20 protein-coding genes and 1 pseudogene are annotated in these 22,284 nt (G+C 62.2%); 16 read left to right on the forward strand and 5 right to left on the reverse strand.

What is annotated here, in order from left to right:
• Window positions 1-234: 234 nt before the first annotated feature.
• Window positions 235-1,491 (reverse strand): tyrosine--tRNA ligase, encoded by a 1,257-nt coding sequence (gene tyrS, locus ACCD05_RS25435; RefSeq protein ID WP_413396198.1) that lies wholly within the window; start codon window positions 1,489-1,491, stop codon window positions 235-237.
• Window positions 1,492-1,621: 130 nt separating this feature from the next.
• Here tyrS and ACCD05_RS25440 point away from each other — a divergent pair, with 130 nt between their 5' ends.
• Both ACCD05_RS25440 and ACCD05_RS25445 read left to right on the forward strand, forming a co-directional pair.
• Window positions 1,622-2,746: an anhydro-N-acetylmuramic acid kinase gene (locus tag ACCD05_RS25440; protein ID WP_413396200.1), complete on the forward strand. Its 1,125-nt coding sequence runs from the start codon at window positions 1,622-1,624 to the stop codon at window positions 2,744-2,746.
• Window positions 2,743-3,270 (forward strand): GNAT family N-acetyltransferase, encoded by a 528-nt coding sequence (locus tag ACCD05_RS25445; protein WP_413396202.1) that lies wholly within the window; start codon window positions 2,743-2,745, stop codon window positions 3,268-3,270. Before ACCD05_RS25440 ends, ACCD05_RS25445 begins: the two co-directional genes overlap by 4 nt.
• Window positions 3,271-3,287: 17 nt before the next feature.
• Here the strand turns inward: ACCD05_RS25445 and ACCD05_RS25450 are convergent, their stop codons facing one another.
• On the reverse strand, window positions 3,288-3,509 hold the full coding sequence (locus ACCD05_RS25450; RefSeq protein WP_289726497.1) for a hypothetical protein: 222 nt from the start codon (window positions 3,507-3,509) through the stop codon (window positions 3,288-3,290).
• A gap of 91 nt (window positions 3,510-3,600) precedes the next feature.
• On the reverse strand, window positions 3,601-4,278 hold the full coding sequence (locus ACCD05_RS25455) for an alpha/beta hydrolase (protein WP_018902229.1): 678 nt from the start codon (window positions 4,276-4,278) through the stop codon (window positions 3,601-3,603).
• A gap of 204 nt (window positions 4,279-4,482) precedes the next feature.
• On the opposite strand from ACCD05_RS25455, the gene ACCD05_RS25460 reads away from it, so the two are divergent.
• The 11 genes and pseudogenes from ACCD05_RS25460 (at window position 4,483) to ACCD05_RS25510 (ending at window position 14,790) form a co-directional block, all read left to right on the forward strand.
• Complete coding sequence (locus tag ACCD05_RS25460; protein WP_413396272.1) at window positions 4,483-5,649, forward strand: cysteine desulfurase family protein; 1,167 nt, start codon at window positions 4,483-4,485, stop codon at window positions 5,647-5,649.
• 164 nt (window positions 5,650-5,813) lie between these two features.
• Window positions 5,814-7,283 (forward strand): Fe-S cluster assembly protein SufB, encoded by a 1,470-nt coding sequence (gene sufB / locus ACCD05_RS25465; RefSeq protein WP_413396204.1) that lies wholly within the window; start codon window positions 5,814-5,816, stop codon window positions 7,281-7,283.
• A 666-nt stretch (window positions 7,284-7,949) separates the two neighbouring features.
• The gene (locus ACCD05_RS25470) at window positions 7,950-8,291 is read left to right on the forward strand and encodes a GIY-YIG nuclease family protein (protein WP_111563571.1); all 342 of its coding nucleotides are present in this window, start codon (window positions 7,950-7,952) and stop codon (window positions 8,289-8,291) included.
• A gap of 45 nt (window positions 8,292-8,336) precedes the next feature.
• On the forward strand, window positions 8,337-9,092 hold the full coding sequence (gene sufC / locus ACCD05_RS25475) for a Fe-S cluster assembly ATPase SufC (RefSeq protein ID WP_413396207.1): 756 nt from the start codon (window positions 8,337-8,339) through the stop codon (window positions 9,090-9,092).
• A gap of 24 nt (window positions 9,093-9,116) precedes the next feature.
• Window positions 9,117-10,391 (forward strand): Fe-S cluster assembly protein SufD, encoded by a 1,275-nt coding sequence (sufD, locus tag ACCD05_RS25480; RefSeq protein WP_413396208.1) that lies wholly within the window; start codon window positions 9,117-9,119, stop codon window positions 10,389-10,391.
• 785 nt (window positions 10,392-11,176) lie between these two features.
• Entirely contained in the window at window positions 11,177-12,415 is a 1,239-nt protein-coding gene (locus tag ACCD05_RS25485) for a cysteine desulfurase (protein ID WP_413396210.1), read from the forward strand.
• A gap of 114 nt (window positions 12,416-12,529) precedes the next feature.
• Window positions 12,530-12,910 (forward strand): SUF system Fe-S cluster assembly protein, encoded by a 381-nt coding sequence (locus tag ACCD05_RS25490; RefSeq protein ID WP_047512131.1) that lies wholly within the window; start codon window positions 12,530-12,532, stop codon window positions 12,908-12,910.
• A 48-nt stretch (window positions 12,911-12,958) separates the two neighbouring features.
• Window positions 12,959-13,234: a type II toxin-antitoxin system ParD family antitoxin gene (locus ACCD05_RS25495; RefSeq protein WP_413396212.1), complete on the forward strand. Its 276-nt coding sequence runs from the start codon at window positions 12,959-12,961 to the stop codon at window positions 13,232-13,234.
• A pseudogene (locus tag ACCD05_RS25500) lies at window positions 13,234-13,522 on the forward strand (type II toxin-antitoxin system RelE/ParE family toxin). Before ACCD05_RS25495 ends, ACCD05_RS25500 begins: the two are co-directional and overlap by 1 nt.
• A 92-nt stretch (window positions 13,523-13,614) precedes the next feature.
• Window positions 13,615-14,007, forward strand: a complete 393-nt coding sequence (gene sufA / locus ACCD05_RS25505) for a Fe-S cluster assembly scaffold SufA (RefSeq protein ID WP_413396214.1) — start codon at window positions 13,615-13,617, stop codon at window positions 14,005-14,007.
• 162 nt (window positions 14,008-14,169) lie between these two features.
• Window positions 14,170-14,790, forward strand: coding sequence for a LysE family translocator (locus ACCD05_RS25510; protein WP_413396216.1), 621 nt, complete (start codon window positions 14,170-14,172; stop codon window positions 14,788-14,790).
• Between the two features lie 11 nt (window positions 14,791-14,801).
• On the opposite strand, the gene ACCD05_RS25515 is transcribed toward ACCD05_RS25510, so the two are convergent.
• Window positions 14,802-15,113 (reverse strand): flagellar basal body protein, encoded by a 312-nt coding sequence (locus ACCD05_RS25515; protein WP_413396218.1) that lies wholly within the window; start codon window positions 15,111-15,113, stop codon window positions 14,802-14,804.
• A gap of 1,044 nt (window positions 15,114-16,157) precedes the next feature.
• Here ACCD05_RS25515 and ACCD05_RS25520 point away from each other — a divergent pair.
• From ACCD05_RS25520 to ACCD05_RS25530, 3 genes are all read left to right on the forward strand, one after another.
• Window positions 16,158-18,518 (forward strand): methyl-accepting chemotaxis protein, encoded by a 2,361-nt coding sequence (locus ACCD05_RS25520; protein ID WP_413396220.1) that lies wholly within the window; start codon window positions 16,158-16,160, stop codon window positions 18,516-18,518.
• A 580-nt stretch (window positions 18,519-19,098) separates the two neighbouring features.
• The gene (locus ACCD05_RS25525; RefSeq protein WP_413396222.1) at window positions 19,099-19,857 is read left to right on the forward strand and encodes a VIT1/CCC1 transporter family protein; all 759 of its coding nucleotides are present in this window, start codon (window positions 19,099-19,101) and stop codon (window positions 19,855-19,857) included.
• Window positions 19,858-19,874: 17 nt separating this feature from the next.
• A complete protein-coding gene (locus ACCD05_RS25530; protein ID WP_413396224.1) occupies window positions 19,875-20,357 on the forward strand; it encodes a GNAT family N-acetyltransferase in 483 nt (160 codons plus the stop codon).
• Window positions 20,358-20,384: 27 nt separating this feature from the next.
• Here ACCD05_RS25530 and ACCD05_RS25535 read toward each other — a convergent pair whose 3' ends face one another.
• On the reverse strand, window positions 20,385-22,238 hold the full coding sequence (locus ACCD05_RS25535) for an ABC transporter ATP-binding protein (RefSeq protein WP_413396225.1): 1,854 nt from the start codon (window positions 22,236-22,238) through the stop codon (window positions 20,385-20,387).
• Window positions 22,239-22,284 lie beyond the last annotated feature (46 nt).

A 22,284-nucleotide genomic window follows, 5' to 3' on the forward strand; every position in this document is an offset into this window, starting at 1 on the left:
GCTTAGATCCTCGGCACAAGGCCGAGGATGACGCGGCGATGGATCGATGCCGTCGCTAACGCTTTGAGGATGCAAGCATTTCCTCCTCCGCGACGTCATCCTCGGGCTCGTCCCGAGGATCTAAGCACGCTGCCCGGAATGCAACGTCAATGGACCTTGCCGCCCACCGCCGCACGACAAAAAAGGCCGGCGCTTCCGCGCCGACCTCTTCGCAATCCTAGCACATACCCGCCCTTACGCCGCCGGGCGGATCAGGATGTGTTTCTTCTTGCCGAGCGACAGCTTGATCACGCCGTCGGCGGTCACTTCACCGCCGCCGATAAGCTTGCGCTCGTCGCTGACGGCCTGGTCGTTGATGCGGACGGCGCCGCCCTGGACGTGGCGGCGGGCTTCGCCGTTGGAGGTGGCAAGGCCGGCGCGGACGATGAGGGCCAGCAGGCCGATGCCGGCTTCGAGTTCGGCAGCGGGCACGTCGATCGAGGGGAGGTTGTCGGAAAGCGCGCCTTCCTCGAAGGTCTTGCGGGCGGTCTCGGCTGCCTGTTCGGCAGCAGTGCGGCCATGCAGGATCGTGGTGACCTCGGTCGCCAGGATCTTCTTGACCTCGTTGAGCTCAGAGCCGGCAAGCGCCGACAGGCGGGCGATCTCATCCATCGGCAGCGTGGTGAAGAGCTTCAGGAAGCGCGGCACGTCGGCGTCTTCGGTGTTGCGCCAGTATTGCCAGAAATCATAGACCGGCAGCAGGTCGGCGTTGAGCCATACCGCGCCCGAGGCGGACTTGCCCATCTTGGCGCCCGAGGACGTGGTCAAGAGCGGCGAGGTCAGCGCGTATAGCTGCTCGGTCCCCATGCGGTGACCGAGGTCGATGCCGTTGATGATGTTGCCCCACTGATCGGAGCCGCCCATCTGCAGCCGGCAATCGTAGCGCTTGGCGAGCTCGACGAAGTCGTAAGCCTGCAGGATCATGTAGTTGAATTCAAGGAAGGACAGCGAGTGCTCGCGGTCGAGGCGCGTCTTGACGCTGTCGAAGGAGAGCATGCGGTTGACCGAGAAATGGCGGCCGACATCGCGCAGGAATTCGAGGTAATTCAGCGAGCGCAGCCACTCGGCGTTGTTGATCATCAGCGCCGGATTGCCCGTCTTGTCGTAGTCGAGGTAGTTGGCAAAGCAGCTCTTGATCGAGGCGATGTTCTCCTCGATCGTATCGACCGTCATCAGCTTGCGGGCCTCATCCTTGAAGGAGGGGTCGCCGACCATGCCGGTGCCGCCGCCCATCAGCGAGATCGGACGGTGGCCCGTCTGCTGGAACCAGTGCAGCATCATGATCTGGGTGAGGTGGCCAACATGCAGGCTCGATGCGGTCGGGTCATAGCCGATATAGGCGGTCACGGTTTCCTTGGCGAGCAGGGCGTCGAGGCCGGATTCATCGGAGATCTGATGAATGAAGCCACGCTCTTTCAGCGTGCGGAGGAAATCGGATTTGAACTCGGTCATGACCTTTTGCTTTCGGATCAGGATTTTCGGATTGGCTATTGTTGAAGCAACGCGGCGCGTTTAGCACTGTTTTCTCGCACAGTCACCATTTGGTTGATTGGCTCGTTTATTTGTAGATTATCGAGGGACAATGGGGAAAATCCTGACAGCGATCGGCCTGATGAGCGGCACCTCGATGGACGGGATCGACGCGGCGCTGCTTAAGACCGACGGCGAAAACATCATCCGTCGCGGCCCGAGCCTCTACGTGCCCTATGACGACGATCTGCGCGGCCGCTGGAAGCAAGCGCTGCAGACGGCCAAGGCCGTGGTCGAGCGTGGCGATCGGCCGGGCGATCTTGCCGACGCCGAGCGGGTGCTGACGCTCTGCCATGCCGCCGTGGTCAAATCCTTCCTGGCGCGCCACAACCTCAAGCCTGAGGATATCGACCTCATCGGCTTTCACGGCCAGACCGTGCTGCATCGGCCGGATGCCGGCGTCACCGTGCAGATCGGCGACGGGCCGCTCTTGGCGTCCGAGACCGGCATCGACGCCGTATACGACATGCGGGCCAACGACATGGTGCATGGCGGGCAGGGCGCGCCGCTGATCCCTGTCTATCACGCGGCCCTTTCGGCCAACCTGCCGGATGGTTTCGCGGCGCCCGTTGTCTTCGTCAATATTGGCGGCATCTCGAACCTCACCTATGTCGGCGCCGACGGTGTGCTTTCGGCTTTCGACAGCGGGCCGGGGAACATGCTGATCGACCAGTGGGTCGAGGTGCATACCGGCCGGGCCTACGACCGCAATGGCGAGACGGCGAGCCGTGGGGCGGTGGTGCCCGATCTGGCGCGCCGCTATCTGGCGAGCCCGTTCTTCTCCGGCAATATCAGGCGCTCGCTCGATCGTGGCGATTTTCTGCCGCCCGAGAAAGGCGAGGTGTCGCTGGAGGATGGCGCAAGGACGCTGGCGCATGTCACCGCCGCCTCGATCGTCAAACTCGCCGATCACCTGCCGCAACCGCCCAAGACATACGTCGTCTGCGGAGGCGGGCGACTCAATCCTGTCATCATGGGCGAGTTCGCGGATCTCGCCGCGGCAAAGGGTGCCCGGGTCGTCTCGGCGGAGATGGCCGGTTTTGACGGCGGCGCCATGGAGGCGGAGGCCTGGGCTTACCTGGCGGTACGCTCCGTCAGCGGACTGCCGCTGACCTTTCCCGGCACGACAGGCGTTTCGGCGGCTGTGACCGGCGGTGTGATTGCGAGGAAGCCATGACTGATACTGTTATCCTGAAGACGCCACGACTCGCCTTGTCCATGTGGGGGCAATATGACGTCCATCTGCTGCAATTGCTGCATTCGACGATCGAGACGACCCGCTATCTCTCTGGCGGAGCGCCTTGGAGTTCAGCCAAGGCGCAGGAGCGCTTCATGAGCTTCTTTGCCGAGCAGGCACGCGATGGCGTGACCAAATACAAGGTCACCAGCCTCGACGACGGCTGCTTCATCGGCCGGGCGGGCTTTTCCCGCTATGGCGGAGATCGCGGCGAGTTCGAGCTCGGCTATTCGCTCCGCCACGAGGAGTGGGGCAAGGGTTACGCGACGGAACTGGGGAAGGGGCTGGCGGACTGGTTCTTCGACAAGAGATTCGCTGACCAGTTCATCGCATTCACGCATCCGGACAATCTGGCATCGCAGCGTGTTCTCACGAAAATCGGCATGCGGGGCCGCATGCCGCTGATCATCGACAACATGTCGTGCCCGACCTTCGAGCTGACCACCGAGATGCGCCAAGCCTAGCGGATCGTTATCTTAGGTCAGCCGTTGGCGTCGGGCTTGCGAAGCAGGTCCAGCGCCTTGTCGACTTCACCGCGTCCACGTTCCGACATCGTTTCGAATGTCTGGCGCGCCTCGAAGTCCCGCACCATCCGCGCAGTCATGTCGCTCAGCAGATCCTCGACGGTTCTGCCGCTTTCGGCCGCAATGTCCGCGACCTTCTTCTCGACGTCCTTGGAAACCTGAAAACTCAGCATCGTCATGAATTTCGCTCTTCGAGAACGACGCTGAGTCTATGGCCATTGCCGATACAAGCGCTGACAAGCACATTGGTATCGACAACGATCCGCATCGTCAGCGGATGCGCTTGGCGGCCGGTTCCGGAACCAGCTCGCCGTTGAGGCGGCGGTCGAGGTAGTCCTCGCATTCGCCCATCAGCGTTTCCACCTGGCCGTTGAAGAAGTGGTTGGCGCCCGGCACCGTGCGGTGGGTGATGAGGATGCCCTTCTGGGTCTTCAGCTTCTCGACCAGACCGTTGACGTCCTTCTCCGGTGCCACCTTGTCGGCGTCGCCGTTGATGATCAGGCCAGACGACGGGCAGGGGGCGAGGAAGGAGAAGTCGTAGGTGTTTGGCTGCGGCGCGATCGACATGAAACCTTCGATCTCCGGGCGACGCATGAGCAGCTGCATGCCGATCCACGAGCCGAAGGAATAACCGGCGACCCAACAGGTCTTCGAATCAGGATGCAGGCTCTGCACCCAGTCGAGTGCCGAGGCGGCATCCGAGAGTTCGCCGGCGCCATGGTCGAATTCGCCCTGGCTGCGGCCGATACCACGGAAGTTGAAGCGCAACGTCGTGAACCCGCGCTTCTGGAACATGTAGAAGAGCTGGTAGACGATCTGGTTGTTCATCGTGCCGCCGAACTGGGGGTGCGGGTGCAGGATGAGGGCAATCGGCGCGCTCTTTTCCTTGGAGGGCTGGTAGCGGCCTTCAAGGCGGCCTGCGGGGCCGTTGAAAATGACTTCGGGCATCGGTACTCCGGCTTTTATTTCTCGCGTTCGCCCTGCGCAGACTTGACGGACGTTGTCAGCTTTTCTAAAACGCAGTTTAGAACAATTCGAAACTTGCATGGCAATCCACGCAGTGTTGGATGTGTCATAAGGCAAGCCCGGCTGACTTTTCAAGGAAAATGCACCGGCTTGCCACGCAAGAACCAAGCGCAGGACGAAAAGATCATGGCGCCGGCCCGGCTCTATCTGGATTGGAACGCGACGGCACCGCTGCATCCCGCAGCGCGCGACGCGGTTCTGCGGGCGCTGGATATGTTCGGCAATCCGAGTTCGGTCCATGGCGAGGGACGCGCGGTGCGCGCCGCGATCGAAGGCGCCCGCCGTCAGGTGGCGGCCCTCGTCGGCGCCGATCCCGCCCATGTTGTCTTCACCAGCGGCGCCACCGAGGCCGCCAACATGGTGCTGACGCCGGATTTCCGGATGGGCCGCACGCCGATGGCGATCGGCCATCTCTATCACTCGGCGATCGAGCATCCGGCGATCCGCGAAGGCGGACGCTTCGGGAAGGATCGCACGAGCGAGATCGCGGTGACGGCCGATGGCGTCGTCGATCTCGATCAGCTGCAGAGCCTTCTGGCCGGTCACGACAAATCGACCGGCCTGCCGATGGTCGCGGTCATGCTCGTCAATAACGAGACGGGCGTGGTGCAGCCGGTGGCCGAGGTCGCCAAGATCGTGCAGGCGCATGGTGGTCTGCTTGTGGTCGATGCCGTGCAGGCGGCGGGCCGAATCGCGCTTGATATCAATGCGCTCGGCGCTGATTTCATCATCGTTTCCTCGCACAAGATCGGTGGCCCTAAGGGCGCCGGCGCGCTTGTGTCGCGCGGCGAAGTGCTGATGCCGAGGGCGCTGATCCATGGCGGCGGGCAGGAGAAGGGTCACCGCTCGGGGACCGAGAATTCGCTTGCCGTGATCGGCTTTGGCGCGGCTGCCGAGGTGGCTGTGCGGGAGTTTGGCGAGCGCAATGCCCGCATCTCCGCTTTGCGGCAGCAGCTGGAAGACGGAATGCGCAACGCCGCACCCGACGTCGTCATTTACGGCGCGGATCAACAGCGTGTCTCCAACACCACCTTCTTCACCCTGCCGGGGCTGAAGGCCGAGACCGGGCAGATCGCCTTCGATCTCGAAGGCGTGGCGCTGTCTGCGGGGGCTGCCTGCTCGTCCGGCAAGGTCGGCGAGAGCCACGTTCTGGTGGCGATGGGGCGTGATCCCAAGCTCGGCGCGCTCAGGATGTCGCTCGGTTTTTCGACGACGGACGAGGATATCGCCAGGGCCGTCGCGACATTCACGAAGATAGCCGCGCGGCGCAAGCCGGCGGGAGAGGCGGCGTGATTGCCTGACAAAGCGTCACGACCGCCTGATAAATTTGCGAAAACGCAAATTTCCACTTGCCATTCGGGCTGAAAAGTCCCCTTTGGCCACTTACATAAGGGGCAACAAAAATTGCCCGAACGACAAGCTGCCGGACCTTTTCTCCGGCGAGATTGGAGAACGATATGCCCGCCGTCCAGGAAACGGTCGATCGCGTCCGCGAGATTGACGTCGATCAGTACAAATACGGTTTCGAGACGATCATCGAGATGGACAAGGCACCCAAGGGCCTGTCCGAGGATATCATCCGTTTCATCTCCGCCAAGAAGCAGGAGCCGGAGTGGATGCTCGAATGGCGCATGGACGCCTACAAGCGTTGGCTGACGCTGGAAGAGCCGACCTGGGCTCGCGTCGATTATCCGAAGATCGATTTCAACGACATCTATTACTACGCCGCGCCGAAGTCGACGCCAGGCCCGAAGTCACTGGACGAAGTCGATCCGGAGATTCTCAAGGTCTATGAGAAGCTCGGCATTCCGCTGAAGGAACAGGAAATTCTGGCCGGTGTCGAACGGCCGAAGATTGCCGTCGATGCGGTTTTCGACAGCGTTTCCGTCGTCACCACCTTCAAGGAAGAGCTGAAGAAGGCCGGCGTGATCTTCATGTCGATCTCGGAAGCCATTCGCGAGCACCCGGAATTAGTGAAGAAGTATCTCGGCTCGGTCGTTCCGACCTCCGACAACTACTATGCGACGCTGAATTCGGCTGTCTTCACCGACGGTTCCTTCGTGTTCATTCCGAAGGGCGTTCGCTGCCCGATGGAACTGTCCACCTACTTCCGCATCAACGAGAAGAACACCGGCCAGTTCGAGCGCACGCTGATCATCGCCGAAGAGGGTGCCTACGTGTCCTATCTCGAAGGCTGCACCGCGCCGCAGCGCGATGAAAACCAGCTGCATGCGGCCGTGGTCGAACTCGTCGCTCTCGACGACGCCGAGATCAAGTATTCGACGGTCCAGAACTGGTATCCCGGCGATGCGCAGGGCAAGGGCGGCATCTACAACTTCGTGACCAAGCGCGGCGATTGCCGCGGCGCGCGTTCGAAGATCTCGTGGACGCAGGTCGAAACCGGCTCGGCGATCACCTGGAAGTATCCGTCGTGCATTCTGCGCGGCGATGATTCCAGGGGCGAGTTCTACTCGATCGCCGTGTCGAACGGCCACCAGCAGATCGATTCGGGCACCAAGATGATCCATCTCGGCAAGAACACGTCGAGCCGCATCGTCTCCAAGGGCATTGCCGCCGGCGTGTCGCAGAACACCTATCGCGGCCAGGTCTCGGCCCACCGCAAGGCATCGAACGCCCGCAATTTCACGCAGTGCGATTCGCTTCTGATCGGCGACAAGTGCGGCGCCCACACGGTGCCCTACATCGAGGCAAAGAACTCGACCGCGCAGTTCGAACACGAGGCCACCACCTCGAAGATCTCCGAGGACCAGAAGTTCTACTGCCTGCAGCGCGGCATTCCCGAGGAAGAGGCGATTGCGTTGATCGTCAACGGCTTCGTCAAGGAAGTCCTGCAGGAACTGCCGATGGAGTTCGCCGTCGAAGCGCAGAAGCTGATCAGCATCTCGCTTGAGGGCTCTGTGGGGTGATGTGGCTGCCGGCGCAGCGTGACGGCGGGCACGCCTCGCGCTCGGCGTCGTCCTCGGGCTTGTCCCTAGGATCTGCTGCGGCCGGCCAGGAATTCGACGGTGGCGGACTTGTCCATGACCGTTGCGGCAAGTGGAGACGTGCTTAGATCCTCGGGACAAGCCCGAGGATGACGGTGGTGAAGGTTGGTGACGGGTGACGATGGTTGGCGGTGGCGGATGTAGCCTTGCTGTAATGTCGTCTCCAGTGTGACGGCCAGGTCGCCTCACACTCGGCGTCATCCTCGGGCTTGTCCCGAGGATCTGCTGCCGCCAACCGGGAATTCGACGGGAGTGGATTTGTCCATGACCGTAGCGGAAAGTGGAGACGTGCTTAGATCCTCGGGACAAGCCCGAGGATGACGGTGTTGAAGGTTGGTGACGGGTGACGACGGTTGGCGATGGCGGATGTGGCCTTGCTGCGATGTCGTTACCGGTGTGATGGCGAGGTCGCCTCACACTCGGCGTCATCCTCGGGCTTGTCCCGATGATCTGCTGCCGCCAACCGGAAATTCGACGGTAGTGGATTTGTCCACGACCGTTGCGGAAAATGGAGACGTGCTTAAATCCCCGGGACAAGCCCTGGGATGACGACGAAAAGGAACGCGATCGACCGTAAGGGGCGTAAGGATGAGTGGCTTTGTCTACATGATGTCCGACAAGCCGCGCGGGGTGATCTACACAGGTGTCACCAGTGATCTGCATGATCGCAGCTGGGAGCACCGCAACGAAGTGCATGAAGGGTTTACGCGGAAGTATCGAGCAAGGAACCTCGTCTGGTTTGAGCGCCATCCAAACATCGTGTTGGCGATACAGCGGGAGAAGTCCTTGAAACGCTACATGCGTGAATGGAAAGTCAAGCTGGTAGAGAGCTTGAACCCGACCTGGGCCGACCTCTACGAGCGGATCGATGACATCGAGAATGCCTATCGGCCTCATCCGCAAACGGAACAGTGGTCGGATTACAATTGAGTGCCCGGCGGTCCTTGAAACCGCTGCATGAACAGGAAGAACACAATGCTTGAAATCAAGAACCTGCACGCCCGTATCGCCGAAGACGGCACCGAGATCATCAAGGGGCTGAACCTCACCGTGAGGGCCGGAGAAGTGGCTGCGATCATGGGGCCGAACGGCTCCGGCAAGTCGACGCTGTCCTATATCCTGTCCGGTCGCGACGATTACGAAGTCACCGAGGGCGAGATTCTCTACAACGGCGAGAGCATTCTCGAACTCGATCCGGCAGAGCGCGCCTCCAAGGGCATCTTCCTGGCGTTCCAGTATCCGGTCGAAATCCCCGGCGTCGCCACCATGCAGTTCCTGAAGGTCGCGATGAACGAGCAGCGCAAGGCGCGCGGCGAGGAAGAGCTGAAGACGCCCGATTTCATGCGCCTCGTGAAGGATGCGGCCGCCAAGCTGCAGATCAACACCGACATGCTGAAGCGTCCGCTGAACGTCGGCTTTTCCGGCGGCGAGAAGAAGCGCGCCGAGATCCTGCAGATGGCGCTGCTCGAGCCGCAGCTTTGCATCCTCGACGAAACCGACAGCGGCCTCGACATCGACGCGCTGAAGATCGTGGCCGATGGCGTCAACGCGCTGCGCTCGCCCGATCGCGCCACCATCGTCATCACCCACTACCAGCGCCTGCTCGACTACATCGTGCCGGACACCGTTCACGTTCTCTACAAGGGCCAGATCATCAAGAGCGGCGACAAGACGCTGGCGCACGATCTGGAAGCCAACGGTTATGCCGACATCATCGGAGCGGCGGCCTGATCTAGGCGGAAAGGAACTGGTCGCATGAACATGCAGACGACGACCCGCCTGACCGCCGCGGAAGCGGCGCTGATCGAGGCGTTCAACAACCAGATCGGCGAACTGCCGGGCGACGGCGCCGTGATCGCCATTCGCGACCGGCTGCTCGACGACCTGAAGACATCGGGCCTGCCGACGCGCCGCGTCGAAGCCTGGCACTACACGGACCTGAAGACGCTGCTGCGCGCCGTGCCGGCTCAGGCAGGCGACGCCGGCTCCGACGCCCGCGATCCGCTGGTCGAGGGTTCGGCCGTGCTCTCGGTGATCCAGGGACGTCCCGATCACAAGGCGCGCGCCGGCGATCTCGTGCTTTCGAGCTATGCCGAGCAACTGTCGAACGGTTCGGCCGCCAATGGCCTTGGCGCGCTCGACAAGGACGACGCGGTCGGCCGGATCAACGGCAGCTTCGTGCGCGACGGCTACGTGATCGACGTGCCGGCTGAAACCGTGCTTGAAGAGCCGCTGGAAATCCAGTTCGTGCATGCCGGCGGCCAGACGCATACGCGCCTTCCCGTCAGCATCGGCTCGGCCGTCAAGGGGACCGTGATCGAACGTCACCTGTCGGTGGCATCGGATGCGGCGCTGGTCTCGCACGTCAGCGACGTCACGGTCGGCGAAGGCAGCGAGGTGACCTGGATCATCGTGCAGCAGCAGGGCGCCGACGACACGCATCTCGGCCAGATCCGCATCGATCTCGGCGCAAACGCCAAGCTGAAGCTGTTCGTCATCAATGCCGGCGGGCAGCTGGTGCGCCAGGAGCTGCACATCAAGGTGACGGGCGAGGGTGCCGATCTGACGCTGCGCGGGATCAACCTGCTCGGCGCCGAGACGCATACCGACGTGACCATGGTGCTCGGCCACAACGTGCCGCATACCGGCTCGACCGAGATCATCCGCAACGTCGTTTTCGACCGCGCCAAGGGCGTGTTCCAGGGCATGATCCGGGTGGCACCCGACGCGCAGAAGACCGACGCGAAGATGGCGTGCAACACGCTGCTGATGTCCGACGACGCCGAGTTCTCGGTGAAGCCGGAGCTCGAGATCTTCGCCGACGACGTGCAGTGCGGCCATGGCGCCACGGTTGCCGATATCGACCACAATCATCTCTATTATCTGATGGCCCGTGGTATCCCGGAGAACAAGGCCCGCGCCATGCTGGTCAACGCCTTCGTTGCCGAGATCGTCGAGGAACTGGAAGACGAAGCCCTGGTCGAGGCGCTGGAAGGCGTAATCTCGGCCTGGCTCGAAAAGCACGCGTAACGGCAATTTTCGCCGTGACCTTCGGGTTTGTGCCGGGGATGACGGCGGTGAGGGTTGGTGACGGGAGACGATGGTTGGCGATGGTGAATGTGGCCTTGCGTCTTCAGTCTGACGGTTTGTGTGACGGCGGGTTCGCCCCACGCGCGACGTCATCCTCGGGCTAGACCCGAGGATCTGCTGCTGCCAGCCGGGATTTCGACGGTGGTGGATTTGTCCACAACCGTTGCGACGAGTGGAGACGTGCTTAGATCCTCGGGACAAGTCCGAGGATGACGGCCGTAAGAGTTCGTGCAGGGAGACGATGGTTGGCGATGGCGCATATGGCCTCGCTGTAATGTCGTCGCCGACGTGGCGGTTTGTGTGACGGCGGGTTCGCCCCACACGCGACGTCATCCTCGGGCTTGACCCGAGGATCTGCTGCTGCCAGCTGGGATTTCGACGGTAGTGGACTTGTCCACAACCGTTGCGACGAGTGGAGACGTGCTTAGATCCTCGGGACATGCCCGAGGATGACGACCGTAAGAGTTCGTGCAGGGAGACGATGGTTGGCGATGGCGCATGTGGCCTCGCTGTAATGTCGTCGCCGACGTGGCGGTTGGTGTGGCGGCGGGTTCGCCTCGCGCTCGGCGTCATCCTCGGGCTTGTCCCGAGGATCTGCTGCCGCCAGCCGGGAATTTGACGGTAGTGGATTTGTCCACAACCGTTGCGACGAGTGGAAACGTGATTGGATCCTCGGGACAAGCGCGAGGATGACGGCGCGGAAGCGCGATATGAAAGGGCCTGACATGGATCAGACTGCACCGGCCGCCTATGACGTCGAAGCCATTCGCAAGGATTTTCCGATCCTTGCGAAGGAAGTGTACGGCAAGCCGCTGGTCTATCTCGACAACGGCGCCTCGGCCCAGAAGCCGCAGGTGGTGATCGACGCGATCAGCCATGCCTATTCCAACGAATACGCCAATGTGCATCGCGGCCTGCACTTCCTGTCCAACGCCGCCACCGAAGCCTATGAAGCCGCGCGCGAAAAGGTGCGACGCTTCCTGAACGCGCCTTCGGTTGATGATATCGTCTTCACCAAGTCCTCGACCGAGGCGATCAACACGGTCGCCTATGGCTGGGGCATGCCGAATATCGGCGAGGGCGACGAGATCGTCATCTCGATCATGGAGCACCACTCCAACATCGTGCCCTGGCACTTCATCCGCGAGCGGCAGGGCGCCAAGCTGGTCTGGGTTCCGGTCGACGACGAGGGTGCCTTCCATATCGAGGATTTCGAAAAGAGCCTCACGGAGCGCACCAAGCTCGTCGCCATCACCCATATGTCGAATGCGCTGGGCACAGTGGTACCGGTCAAGGAGATCTGCCGGATCGCGCATGAGCGCGGCATTCCCGTGCTCGTCGACGGCTCGCAGGGCGCTGTCCACATGCCCGTCGATGTGCAGGATATCGATTGCGACTGGTACGTGATGACCGGCCACAAGCTCTACGGTCCCTCGGGGATCGGCGTGCTTTACGGCAAGAAGGATCGATTGAAGGCGATGCGGCCGTTCCAGGGCGGCGGCGAGATGATCTTCGAGGTCACCGAGGATGCCGTTACCTACAACGACCCGCCGCACCGCTTCGAGGCCGGCACGCCGCCGATCGTACAGGCGATCGGGCTTGGTTATGCGCTCGACTACATGGACAAGATCGGCCGCGAGGCGATCGCAAGACATGAGGCGGATCTGGCGGCCTACGCTACCGAGCGGCTTCGCGACATCAATTCGCTGCGCGTCATCGGCAATGCGCCGGGCAAGGGCGGAATCTTCTCCTTCGAGATCGAGGGGCTGCACGCCCATGACGTCTCGACCGTGATCGACCGGCGCGGCGTTGCTGTTCGGGCCGGCACGCATTGCGCCATGCCGCTCTTGAAACGCTTCGGCGTCACCTCCACATGCCGTGCATCCTTCGGCATGTACAATACCCGCGCCGAGGTGGATGCCCTGGCCGATGCGCTGGAATATGCGCGCAAGTTCTTTGGCTAGAGCTGTTCCATCTTTCTTCGGATGGAAGAACAGCTCTGCTTTGTTTTGTATACGCAATTCCGAACGGAAAACCGCTTCGCACTTTTCCTGGAATTGCTTTAAGGAGTGGGCCACATGAGCCTCGACGACAGCGAACAGAAGATCGACGTGCGCGAAGGCATCGTGCATTCCAGCATTCCCGCAGATGAACTGGCGCGCCTCAGCGACGACGTCATCATGGCGCTGAAGACGGTCTACGACCCGGAAATTCCCGCCGACATCTTCGAACTCGGGCTGATCTACAAGATCGACATCGAGGACGACCGCATGGTCAAGATCATGATGACGCTGACAGCCCCCGGCTGCCCCGTCGCCGGCGAGATGCCCGGCTGGGTCGAAAACGCTGTCGGTTCCGTCGAGGGCGTCTCGGGCGTCGAGGTTGCGATGACCTTCGACCCGCCGTGGACGCCGGACCGGATGTCGGAAGAGGCGCAGGTGGCGGTCGGCTGGTATTGATCGGCCGTTTCGACTAGCATGATGCTTTCTGGCAATGAGGTGCACACAATGGGTCGCCTTGAGACAATCAGCATTGAGTTGACGCCGGAGATGGCGGATGCCGTTGATGCGGCTGTGCGCTCCGGGCGGTTCGGTTCGACAGCTGATGTCGTGTTGACTGCGCTCGATCACTGGCACTCCGACCGGCTGGTTCATGGTTACACGCCCGAGGAACTCGAGCGGCTGATCGAAGAGGGCGAAGCCAGCGGCGAGCCGATCGATGGGCCCGAGGCGATGCGTGAGATACGCGCGAAATTCGAGCGAGAATTCGGACTCAAGGATTGATGGCCTATCGCCTTCAGCCCAAAGCGAGAGCCGACATTCGCGGGATCATCTCCTTTATCGGACAACACAATCCTCACGCCGCGCTGGCGTGGCAGGACAGCATGACGGAACTGTTCGAACTGCTGGCAACTCATCCGCATTCGGGTGCTCCATATGCGACGGACAAGTATAGCGTCCGCATTGGTGCCCCGGGGAAATTACGTGGTGGTCTATAGAGTGCGGGATAGCGGTGTGGTGATACTTCGCGTCATCCATGCCGCCCGCGACTGGCCGAAGCAGATGCGGTGAAGTCGGCCTGTTGATCGATCGCGTGCGAGCGACTACATATTTGTAATGGAAGCACCGGACCTTGACCCCGGTTGTGGAAGGAGAATGGGCCTATGGGCTTTGCAGTCATGAGCATGACCGACACCGCCGCGGCGCGGGTGAAGGCGATCGTTGAGAATTCGGGACCGGAGGCGAGGGGGATTCGCGTCGGGATCAAGAAGGGCGGTTGCGCGGGGATGGAATACACCATCGACCTCGTCACCGAACCCAACGCCAAGGACGATCTGATCGAGCGCGATGGTGCGAGTGTGTGGATCGAGCCTTCTGCGGTTCTCTATCTGCTCGGCACCGAGATGGGCTTCGAGCAGACGACGCTGCGCTCCGGCTTCACCTTCACCAATCCGAACCAGACGTCGGCTTGCGGATGCGGCGAATCGGTCGAGCTGAAGCCTGCCGATCTGGCTGCCTTGGCCGCGCGCGGCGATGCCGTGGTGCCGGCGCGGTAAACAGAGCGGCGGCGGTCGCTCATTGCCGCCATTCAATCTCTGCCGGTATTTTATATCGGCTTTGGCTCACGGGCATCTTGTCTTGAGCATTTCGTCACAGGCCGCCGGTTTCGGCGGCTTTTTTCGTTGCGGTGCGCGCCAGAGCGTTTAAGACCGCATCTCATGCTTCTGCTGTTTCTCAAGGGCGCCGTGCTGGGTGTCATCATCACCGCGCCGCTTGGACCTATCGGCATGCTGTGCATCAACCGCACGCTGGAGCGCGGCTTCCTGGCCGGCTTTTCCTGTGGCTTCGGAACTGCGATCGGGGACGCCAGCTATGCGCTAGTAGCGGTGACAGGCATTGCCGTCTTTGCCGAGACCATGTCGATGGCGACCTTGCCGCTGGCGATCGGCGGCGGATTGCTGTTGCTGTTTCTCGGCTGGCGCGGGTTGACGCATGATCCGGTCGAGGCGGCCGAGATCAGGGCAGGCGGGCTCTTCGCCACCACGGTCGCGACCTTTCTGCTCACTATTTCCAATCCGGCGACGATCCTTTCCTTCGGAACGCTGTTTGCCGGATTCGGCCTACTCGACGAAACGAGGCGCTTCAGCTCGGTTGCGATCGTCGGTGGCGTGTTTGCGGGCTCGCTCGGCTGGTGGTTTTGCTTGAGCGGTGCCGTCAACCTGGCGCGCGATCGGTTGTCCGAGGATTTCACAACGACGGTGATGCGGGCGACGAGCTGGCTTTTGATCGTCTTTGGTGTCGTGGCGCTTGGCTCGGCGGCATATACGTTGCTTGGCTGAGGTTGCAAGCGTCAGTCGCGCTTGATGCTCATCAGCATGTCCCACATGTCGGCGCCGGTCTCGAAGACCACGGCGCTTGCCTTGTAGCTCTGCTCGGCCTGAATGAGATCGGTCATCTGGCCTGTGATGTCGACCTCGCCGGATTGGCCAGCAGGCGCGATCATGACCCCAACGCCGCCGCCGGCGGTCGATTGAAGATTGGCGCTTAGCGCCGCATAGCCCGGTGTGCTGCTGTTGGCGATGTTGCCGGCGACGACGCCGACTTTGGTTGTCTGTGCCCGCATGCCCGATGATACGATGTTCAACACGCCAGATATGCTCACTGCACTCGTCTCCATGATGCGGTCCGGACTTTTTAGCGCCGGGATGTTATCGAAGCCTGAAAAGCCTTGCTTACAGGTTTGGTGCGCGAACAATTCAAATTGAGAGGATGTATCGAAATGGGACGATACTCGCGTTTTCCCGCCACCGGCCGAGCATGACTTTTCTCCGGCAGGTTTCACCCCCGGTTGATACGGCACTGGTACGGACGGGGCGCCAGAAGCTGCCTCGTAAATAGTTTAGTTTTATTGACACCTTCCGGCGCCCCGTTCGGCGGTCTGCTATCGTGTCCTGGTTCCTTTACCGGGTGATCGGCATCTTTTCAGAGATATGCTCGCGGGGTTGTTCTTGTTCTTCAGGCTTTCGCTCCCCGGGCATCCCGAAGGGCCGTCTTGATCGACGCCGGGAGGGCCTCCGCGGACCTGTCGCCCGCAGCACCCCGGCGCCGTTCCGCAAAACCCTTTCGGGCTCAACGGTCGGCCAGTCGCCGTCCCTTATGTGCATAGGCGCGTGGTATCGGCGAACCGACCTTCACCCCCGCACACCAACTCTTCGCTGGCGGGACCATTCCGCGACGCCCCTCGTTTCACCCTGCGTCAGGGGCTTCCCGAAAGCGCCGGTCCCGCCTCGCCGGTAACGCAACCGGTGTATCCGAAGACGGGACGGGGTGAGTGTGACGCAGGCGGTGAGCGCGGGGATGAAAAAACGATTAGGACGCTGATTTCATTGCGGCGATGCGGATTTTCATCATCGTGCCGCCGATCTCAGGCAGGCCTTATCGCCGACTTCTCGATCCATAGAGCCGATGCACGCCATGCGAGAGGTCTTGTCGCTACTCTCGATAGTATTGAAACGTATTATCATACTAATTACGCCAAAATACAGCTCAAGATGGGTGGCGTTGCTTGTTGTTCGCTCTGTTCAACTTCGCGCCAAACACATTTCCTGTGGTTTCTTGCAGGTAAATCCGGTCATTAGAAATTAGTTTAATGTTAACTGCGCAAACCGGATACCGGTGATCGATACTTCGTTCATTGGAGGCCGAATTGTTTTCGATCCGTAATGTTTTGATTGCCGTCGTTCTTGTGATTTCAGCCGGACTGACTGTCCTGGTGACCAGCAAGCTTCTGACCTCGCACGCCACATATGCCAATAATGGCCAGGTGGCCGCCAATGCGCAGCTCGACAAGGCGCTGTTCCAGGCGCTTCTGGCCTTCCGCAGCGAACGTGGCGACAGCGCGACCGCGCTGACACTTTCCACGGCTGATGCTGCCGGGAGCATGGAGAGCGTGCGCAAGCAGCGCGCCATCGTCGATGCGGCGCTGAACGAGGTCAAGGACATCTCTTCCGGCCTCAGCACAGACACGTTGAAGACAGTGCTCTCCGATCTCGATGCCGGTTATGCATCGCTGGTGTCGCTACGCTCGTCGATCGACGCCGAACTGGCGGAGCCGGTCGACCAGCGCGACGCGGCACTTGCGCCACGCGTGCTTTCGTTCGGTAGCGAATTCCTTGCCAAGCTCGAGACGACGTCGGCTGCCACGGAGGCCGAAATCCGCACGCTCGACAATTCGCTGATGGATCTGGTGCAACTGCGCTACTTCGCGTGGTCGGCGCGCGCCGCCGGCGGTTCGGCGACGGTCGCCATCAATGGCGCAATCTCTGGCAACCGGGCGCTGACGCCCAAGGAAGCCTCCGAGCTCGTCGCCGGAGACGTGCGCATCGCTTTCGCCTGGGCATCCACCAAGATCCTGGCCGATCACCCCTCCGTTCCCGAGGCGATCAAGAGCGCCGTCACGACCGCTGACTCCAGCTATTTCTCCGGCTCGTTTTCTGAAAAGCGCGCCGGCATCGTCGCCGACCTGACCAACGGCCGTCCGTCGACGATGGGCATCGACCAGTGGCGCACGGAAGCGACGACGGCACTCGGCACGATCGGCAATGTCGCTTCGCTGGCGATGGATGCGCTTGCCGCCAAGGCGGAAACGACGCGTCAGGCAGCGCTTGCGACCCTCATCTTCTACAGCCTGATGCTGGTTGCCACGGTTGCCGTGACGGTTGCCGCCTTCGTGATCGTCGTCTTCCGCGTCGTTCGTCCGATCGGACGCCTGACAACGGCGATGAGCGTTCTCTCCGATGGTCACACCAACATTCTGGTGCCCTACGCCGAGCGCGGCGACGAGATCGGCAACATGGCCCGCTCGGTCGAAGTGTTCCGTCTGGCCGCCATCCGCAACAAGGAGCTGGAAGCCGAGGCCGAGGTCAACCGCCAGCAGTCGGAGCGCGAGCGCATCGAAGTGCAGCGTCGCGCCGAGGAAGAGGCCGAAATCCGCCTCAACCAGGCAACCGGCGCGCTTGCTTCCGGCCTCAAGCTGCTGGCCGCTGGTGACATGACCTGCGAGCTCAACACGGCGTTCGCGCCGCAGTTCGAAGCGCTCCGCCACGACTTCAACACCTCGGTCATCCAGCTTCGCCAGGCGCTTGTCGGCGTCGGAAGCGCGGTCGACATGGTTCGCAACGGCAGCAGCGAAATCTCCGGCGCCTCCGACGATCTCGCCAAGCGCACCGAACAGCAGGCGGCCTCGCTGGAGGAAACAGCGGCCGCGCTCGAAGAGATCACCTCGAACGTCGTCGCCACCTCCAAGCGGACCGGCGAAGCGCGCGACGCGGTGCGCGAGACCCGCAGCCGCGCCGAGCACTCCGGCTCGGTCGTGCGCAACGCCGTCGAAGCCATGCGCCGGATCGAGGATTCCTCGCAGCAGATCAGCAAGATCATCGGCGTGATCGACGAGATCGCCTTCCAGACCAACCTTCTGGCGCTGAATGCCGGCGTCGAGGCGGCACGCGCTGGTGAAGCCGGCAAGGGCTTTGCCGTGGTTGCCCAGGAAGTGCGCGAACTGGCGCAGCGTTCGGCAAACGCGGCCAAGGAGATCAAGGGCCTGATCGGCAACTCCGCCATCGCCGTCTCCGAGGGCGTGCGGCTGGTCAACGAAACAGGCGAGGGCTTAACGGCGATCGAGCAGCTGGTGCAGCACGTCAACGCGCATATGGATGCGATCGCGACGGCCGCACAGGAGCAGTCCGTCGGTCTCGGCGAGGTCAACACCGCCGTCAACCACATGGACCAGGCAACGCAGAAGAACGCCGCGATGGTCGAGGAGATGAATGCGGCGGGCGCTGGCCTGGCGCAGGAGAGCACCAACCTCAGCACGCTGATCGGCGCCTTCCAGCTTGGTGGCCGCACCGCGCAGCTGCGCGACGTCGCCCGCCGCATGCAGGAACCGGCCGCCCCGGCACGCGCAGCTTCGCCAGCAGCTGCACCGACGCGGGCGCCGCGCGCGGCTGCACCTGTCTACGCCAGCCACGGCAACGCGGCTGTTGCCAACAAGGATTGGGAAGAGTTCTGAGGACGGCTTCGCAGGCTGAATGAGCGGGCGCCCGGACCTCTGGTTCGGGCGTTTTGCGTTTTGTGCTGGGGCGGGACGGGCGCCGTATCGGGAATACGGTGAGGTCAGAATTCTGTAACGTTTTGTTTTCGCGGTGTAATCCCCATTCGCGACGTCATCCTCGGGCTCGTCCCGAGGATCTGCCGAGGGTTGGTCTGGACTGTACGTGCATGGATTTTGGCTCCTGTGGATGATCCATGACCGTTGCATTCCGCGCCGCGTGCTTAGATCCTCGGCACAAAGGCCGAGGATGACGCCGAGCAAGAGGTAAGCTCAGCTACGTCAATAGGTTACGAGCGCCGTTCCCGCTCTCGACGTCTTCCTCGGACTTGTCCCGAGGATCTGGTCTGGGCTCTACGTGCATGGATTTTGGCTCGTGCGGATGATCCATGACCGTTGCATTCCGGGCCACGTGCTTAGATCCTCGGCACAAAGGCCGAGGATGACGCCGAGCAAGCGGAAAGCTTGGCCACTTCAATAGGTTACGAGCGCCGTTCCCGCTCTCGGCGTCATCCTTCGGCTCGTTCCTTGATCCCACTCAATGAAGAGATCGCCCATTTCGACCATAGTGCGCCGTCGCATCCCGGCAGGGCGACGGGTGGAGGTTGCCGGTTGGAACAATGCCGTGGCGCTGAAGACGATCTCATCCATCTTCGACGATCTCGATCCCGGCGACGCGCTTGCCGAAGTGCTCTTCGGGCTGATCATGGCGCTGACCTGGACGGTCGGGTCGCGCCTGGTGATGCAGGAGGAGGGGCTGGATGTTCGGGGGCTGATCATCTCCACACTCGGATGCAATGTCGCATGGGGCATTATCGACGCGGTCTTGCGCATTCTGGGGACGACGTTTTTCAGGAACAGGCGGTTGCACCTGTTCCGGCAGGTCAGGGCGGCGCGGGACGAGGCCACGGCGCTTGCCGTGATCCGCAACGAGTTTCCGACGGAGGGGACGGCGCTTGTGGTCGATAGCGCCGATGCGGAGGCGCTCTATCGGTCACTGCTGGCGCTTGCTGTCCGGTCCGAACCATCGAGGGTTTCGTTGACGGGAAGCGATCTGCGTGCGGCGGTGGCGGTGTTCTTTCTGGTCGCGGCCACGGCTGTTCCCGCGGTCATCCCTTTCTTTCTGATCGACAGTGCCGAGCGCGCGTTGCGGGTGAGCAATCTGTTGCTGATCGGGCTTCTGTTTTTCACCGGCTATGCCTGGGCGCGCTTTTCCGGCGGACGGCCGCTTTATGCGGGGGTGACCATGACGTGCCTTGGCTTGATCATGGTTGGTATTGCCGTGGCGCTGGGTGGCTGACAGTAGGAGAAAGTGCCGTGGCTTCGGACATCGAGATAGGCGAGCTTTTCGGGCTTGAGGAGGTCGTGGCGATCTATCCCTTGTTTCGGCAGGTCAACACTCTCGACGAGGCGTCGTTTCGCGCTCGGCTTTCGGCCATGTGCGCGCAGGGCAATTATCGCTGCATCGCCGCCTATATGGATGGCCGGATGGTTGGTGCGGCCGGCTTCTGGATTGGCACGCAGCTCTGGTGCGGCAAATATGTCGAGGCCGACAATGTCGTGGTCGATGTGGCTGCTCGCGGCATGGGGATTGGCGCGGGGCTGATGGCGTGGATCGAGGCGGAGGGCGAGCGTGAGGCGTGCGCGCTGCTTCGGATCGCGGCGGTTCTTTCCAATGTGGATGCAAGACGTTTTTATGCGCGCAACGGTTTCTTCGACGACGGTATCCTGATGGCGAAGGCGTTGAGCCGAGGTGCTGCCGCCTTTCCTGAGTACGTCGCCCGGCGCGACAGCGATTGATGTTTGCTGCGTGAGCGGGAGAGCGATCTAGCCGATCTCCTCGGGGATGAAGCCGCCGGTCTGGCGTTTCCAGAGGCGCGCGAAGAGGCCGTCCCCATCGGCCAGTTCCGCCGGGCTGCCTTGTTCGACGATGCGGCCCTGATCGAGCACGACGATACGGTCCATCATGGCGATGGTGGAGAGGCGGTGGGCGATGGCAATGACGGTCTTGCCGCGCATGACGAGATCGAGCTTTTCCTGGATGGCGGCTTCAGATTCGCTGTCGAGCGCAGAGGTCGCTTCGTCGAGAACGAGGATCGGTGCGTCCTTCAACAGCACGCGGGCGATCGCCACGCGCTGGCGCTGGCCGCCGGAGAGCTTGATGCCGCGGTCGCCGACATAGGCGTCGTAGCCCTTGCGGCCGTCCGCGTCGCGCAGTTCGGCGATGAAGGCGTCGGCGCTCGCCGTTTCCGCCGCCTCCTCGATCTCGGCGCGCGCGGCTTCCGGCCGACCGTAGCGGATGTTGTCGCCGACCGAGCGGTGCAACATCGCCACGTCTTGCGCGATGACGCCGATATTGCGGCGCAGGCTTGCCTGGGTGATGTCGCGGATGTCCTGGCCGTCGATGCGGATGGCGCCCGAGCCGATGTCGTAGAAGCGCAGAAGGAGGCTGACCAGCGTCGTCTTGCCGGCGCCGGAGAGGCCGACCAGGCCGATTTTTTCGCCGGGGCGAACTGATAGCTGGAGGTTTTCGATGACGGGCTTGCCGGTCTTGTAGGCGAAACTCACGTCGTCGAAGCGGATTTCGCCTCTGGTGACGGAGAGATCGACGGCATCGGGTCGGTCGGTGGTGGTGGGTGGCGTCGTCATGACGGGCATGGCGTCCTTGATCGTGCCGATCGCCTGGAAGATCTGCTGGCCCATCTGCAGGAAAGTGAAGGTGTGGCCGGAGAGGCGGTGGAGCACATAGATGGCGCCGACGAACTCGCCGATCGTCAGGAACTGATGCACGAGACCAGTGAAGCCGATCGAGACCATCGCCAGCCAGAGCAACATGTTGAGCGCGACGACGATGAGCTCGGAGGTGCGGTAGATCCGCTGCTCGCTGTGCTGGGTGCTGACCGACTTGCCGATGACACGGCGGATGGCGCCGGCCTCGCTGTCTTCGGCGGCGAACTGCTTGATCATATGCATGTTGGTGTAGAGATCGGTGATGGCCCCGGCGACCAGGCTGCGCTGCTTGGCGGTGCTGCGCGAGCGCTCGGTGAAGACGGGCGCCATCTTGACCGCGAGCGCGACGTTGAGCGCCATCCAGATGGCGGCGGGCAGAGCGAGCTGCCAGGAGAGCGCGCTGAGCAACACCACCGAGCCGACCATCTGAAGCAGGAAACGCGGGATCGACTGGAAGGCGGCGATGATCTGCTGCTGCACGGCCGACGACACCTGCTGCAGCCGCGAGGCGACCTGGCCGGCATAGAGATCGTGGAAGAAAGCGAGGTCCTGGCGCTCCACCGCCTTGTGCCCCTGCCACTGGATGGCGGCGGGCATGCCGACGCCAAGCGTGTGCGAGGTCAGCGTGTTGACCAGAAAGGAGGCGATCGGCATGGCCGGGAAGATCAGCAGGCCGAGGAACGTCAGGAACGGCCATTCGTCGCGGAGGAAGGGCGCCGCGCCCTTTTGCGTGACGCCGTCGACGATGACGGAGAGGCCCCAGACCATGGTGAGGTTCATCGCCTCGATGGCCATGGATGATAGCGCCAGCGCGATCAGCACACCCCGGAACATGGCGATGAAGTGCAGGAGAACGGCGACCGGTCCCTTCGACGGCAGCGGCCGGTAGGGGATGTCGAGCGGCCGGATCAGGCGCTCGAAGGGGCGGTAGATCGCATCTGAAATCGACATCGGCTCTCGGGTCTGTTGGGGGATGACGGGCGCATGCAGACAGTCC

Source organism: Rhizobium sp. Rhizsp42, assembly GCF_047304155.1.
Lineage (GTDB): Bacteria > Pseudomonadota > Alphaproteobacteria > Rhizobiales > Rhizobiaceae > Rhizobium.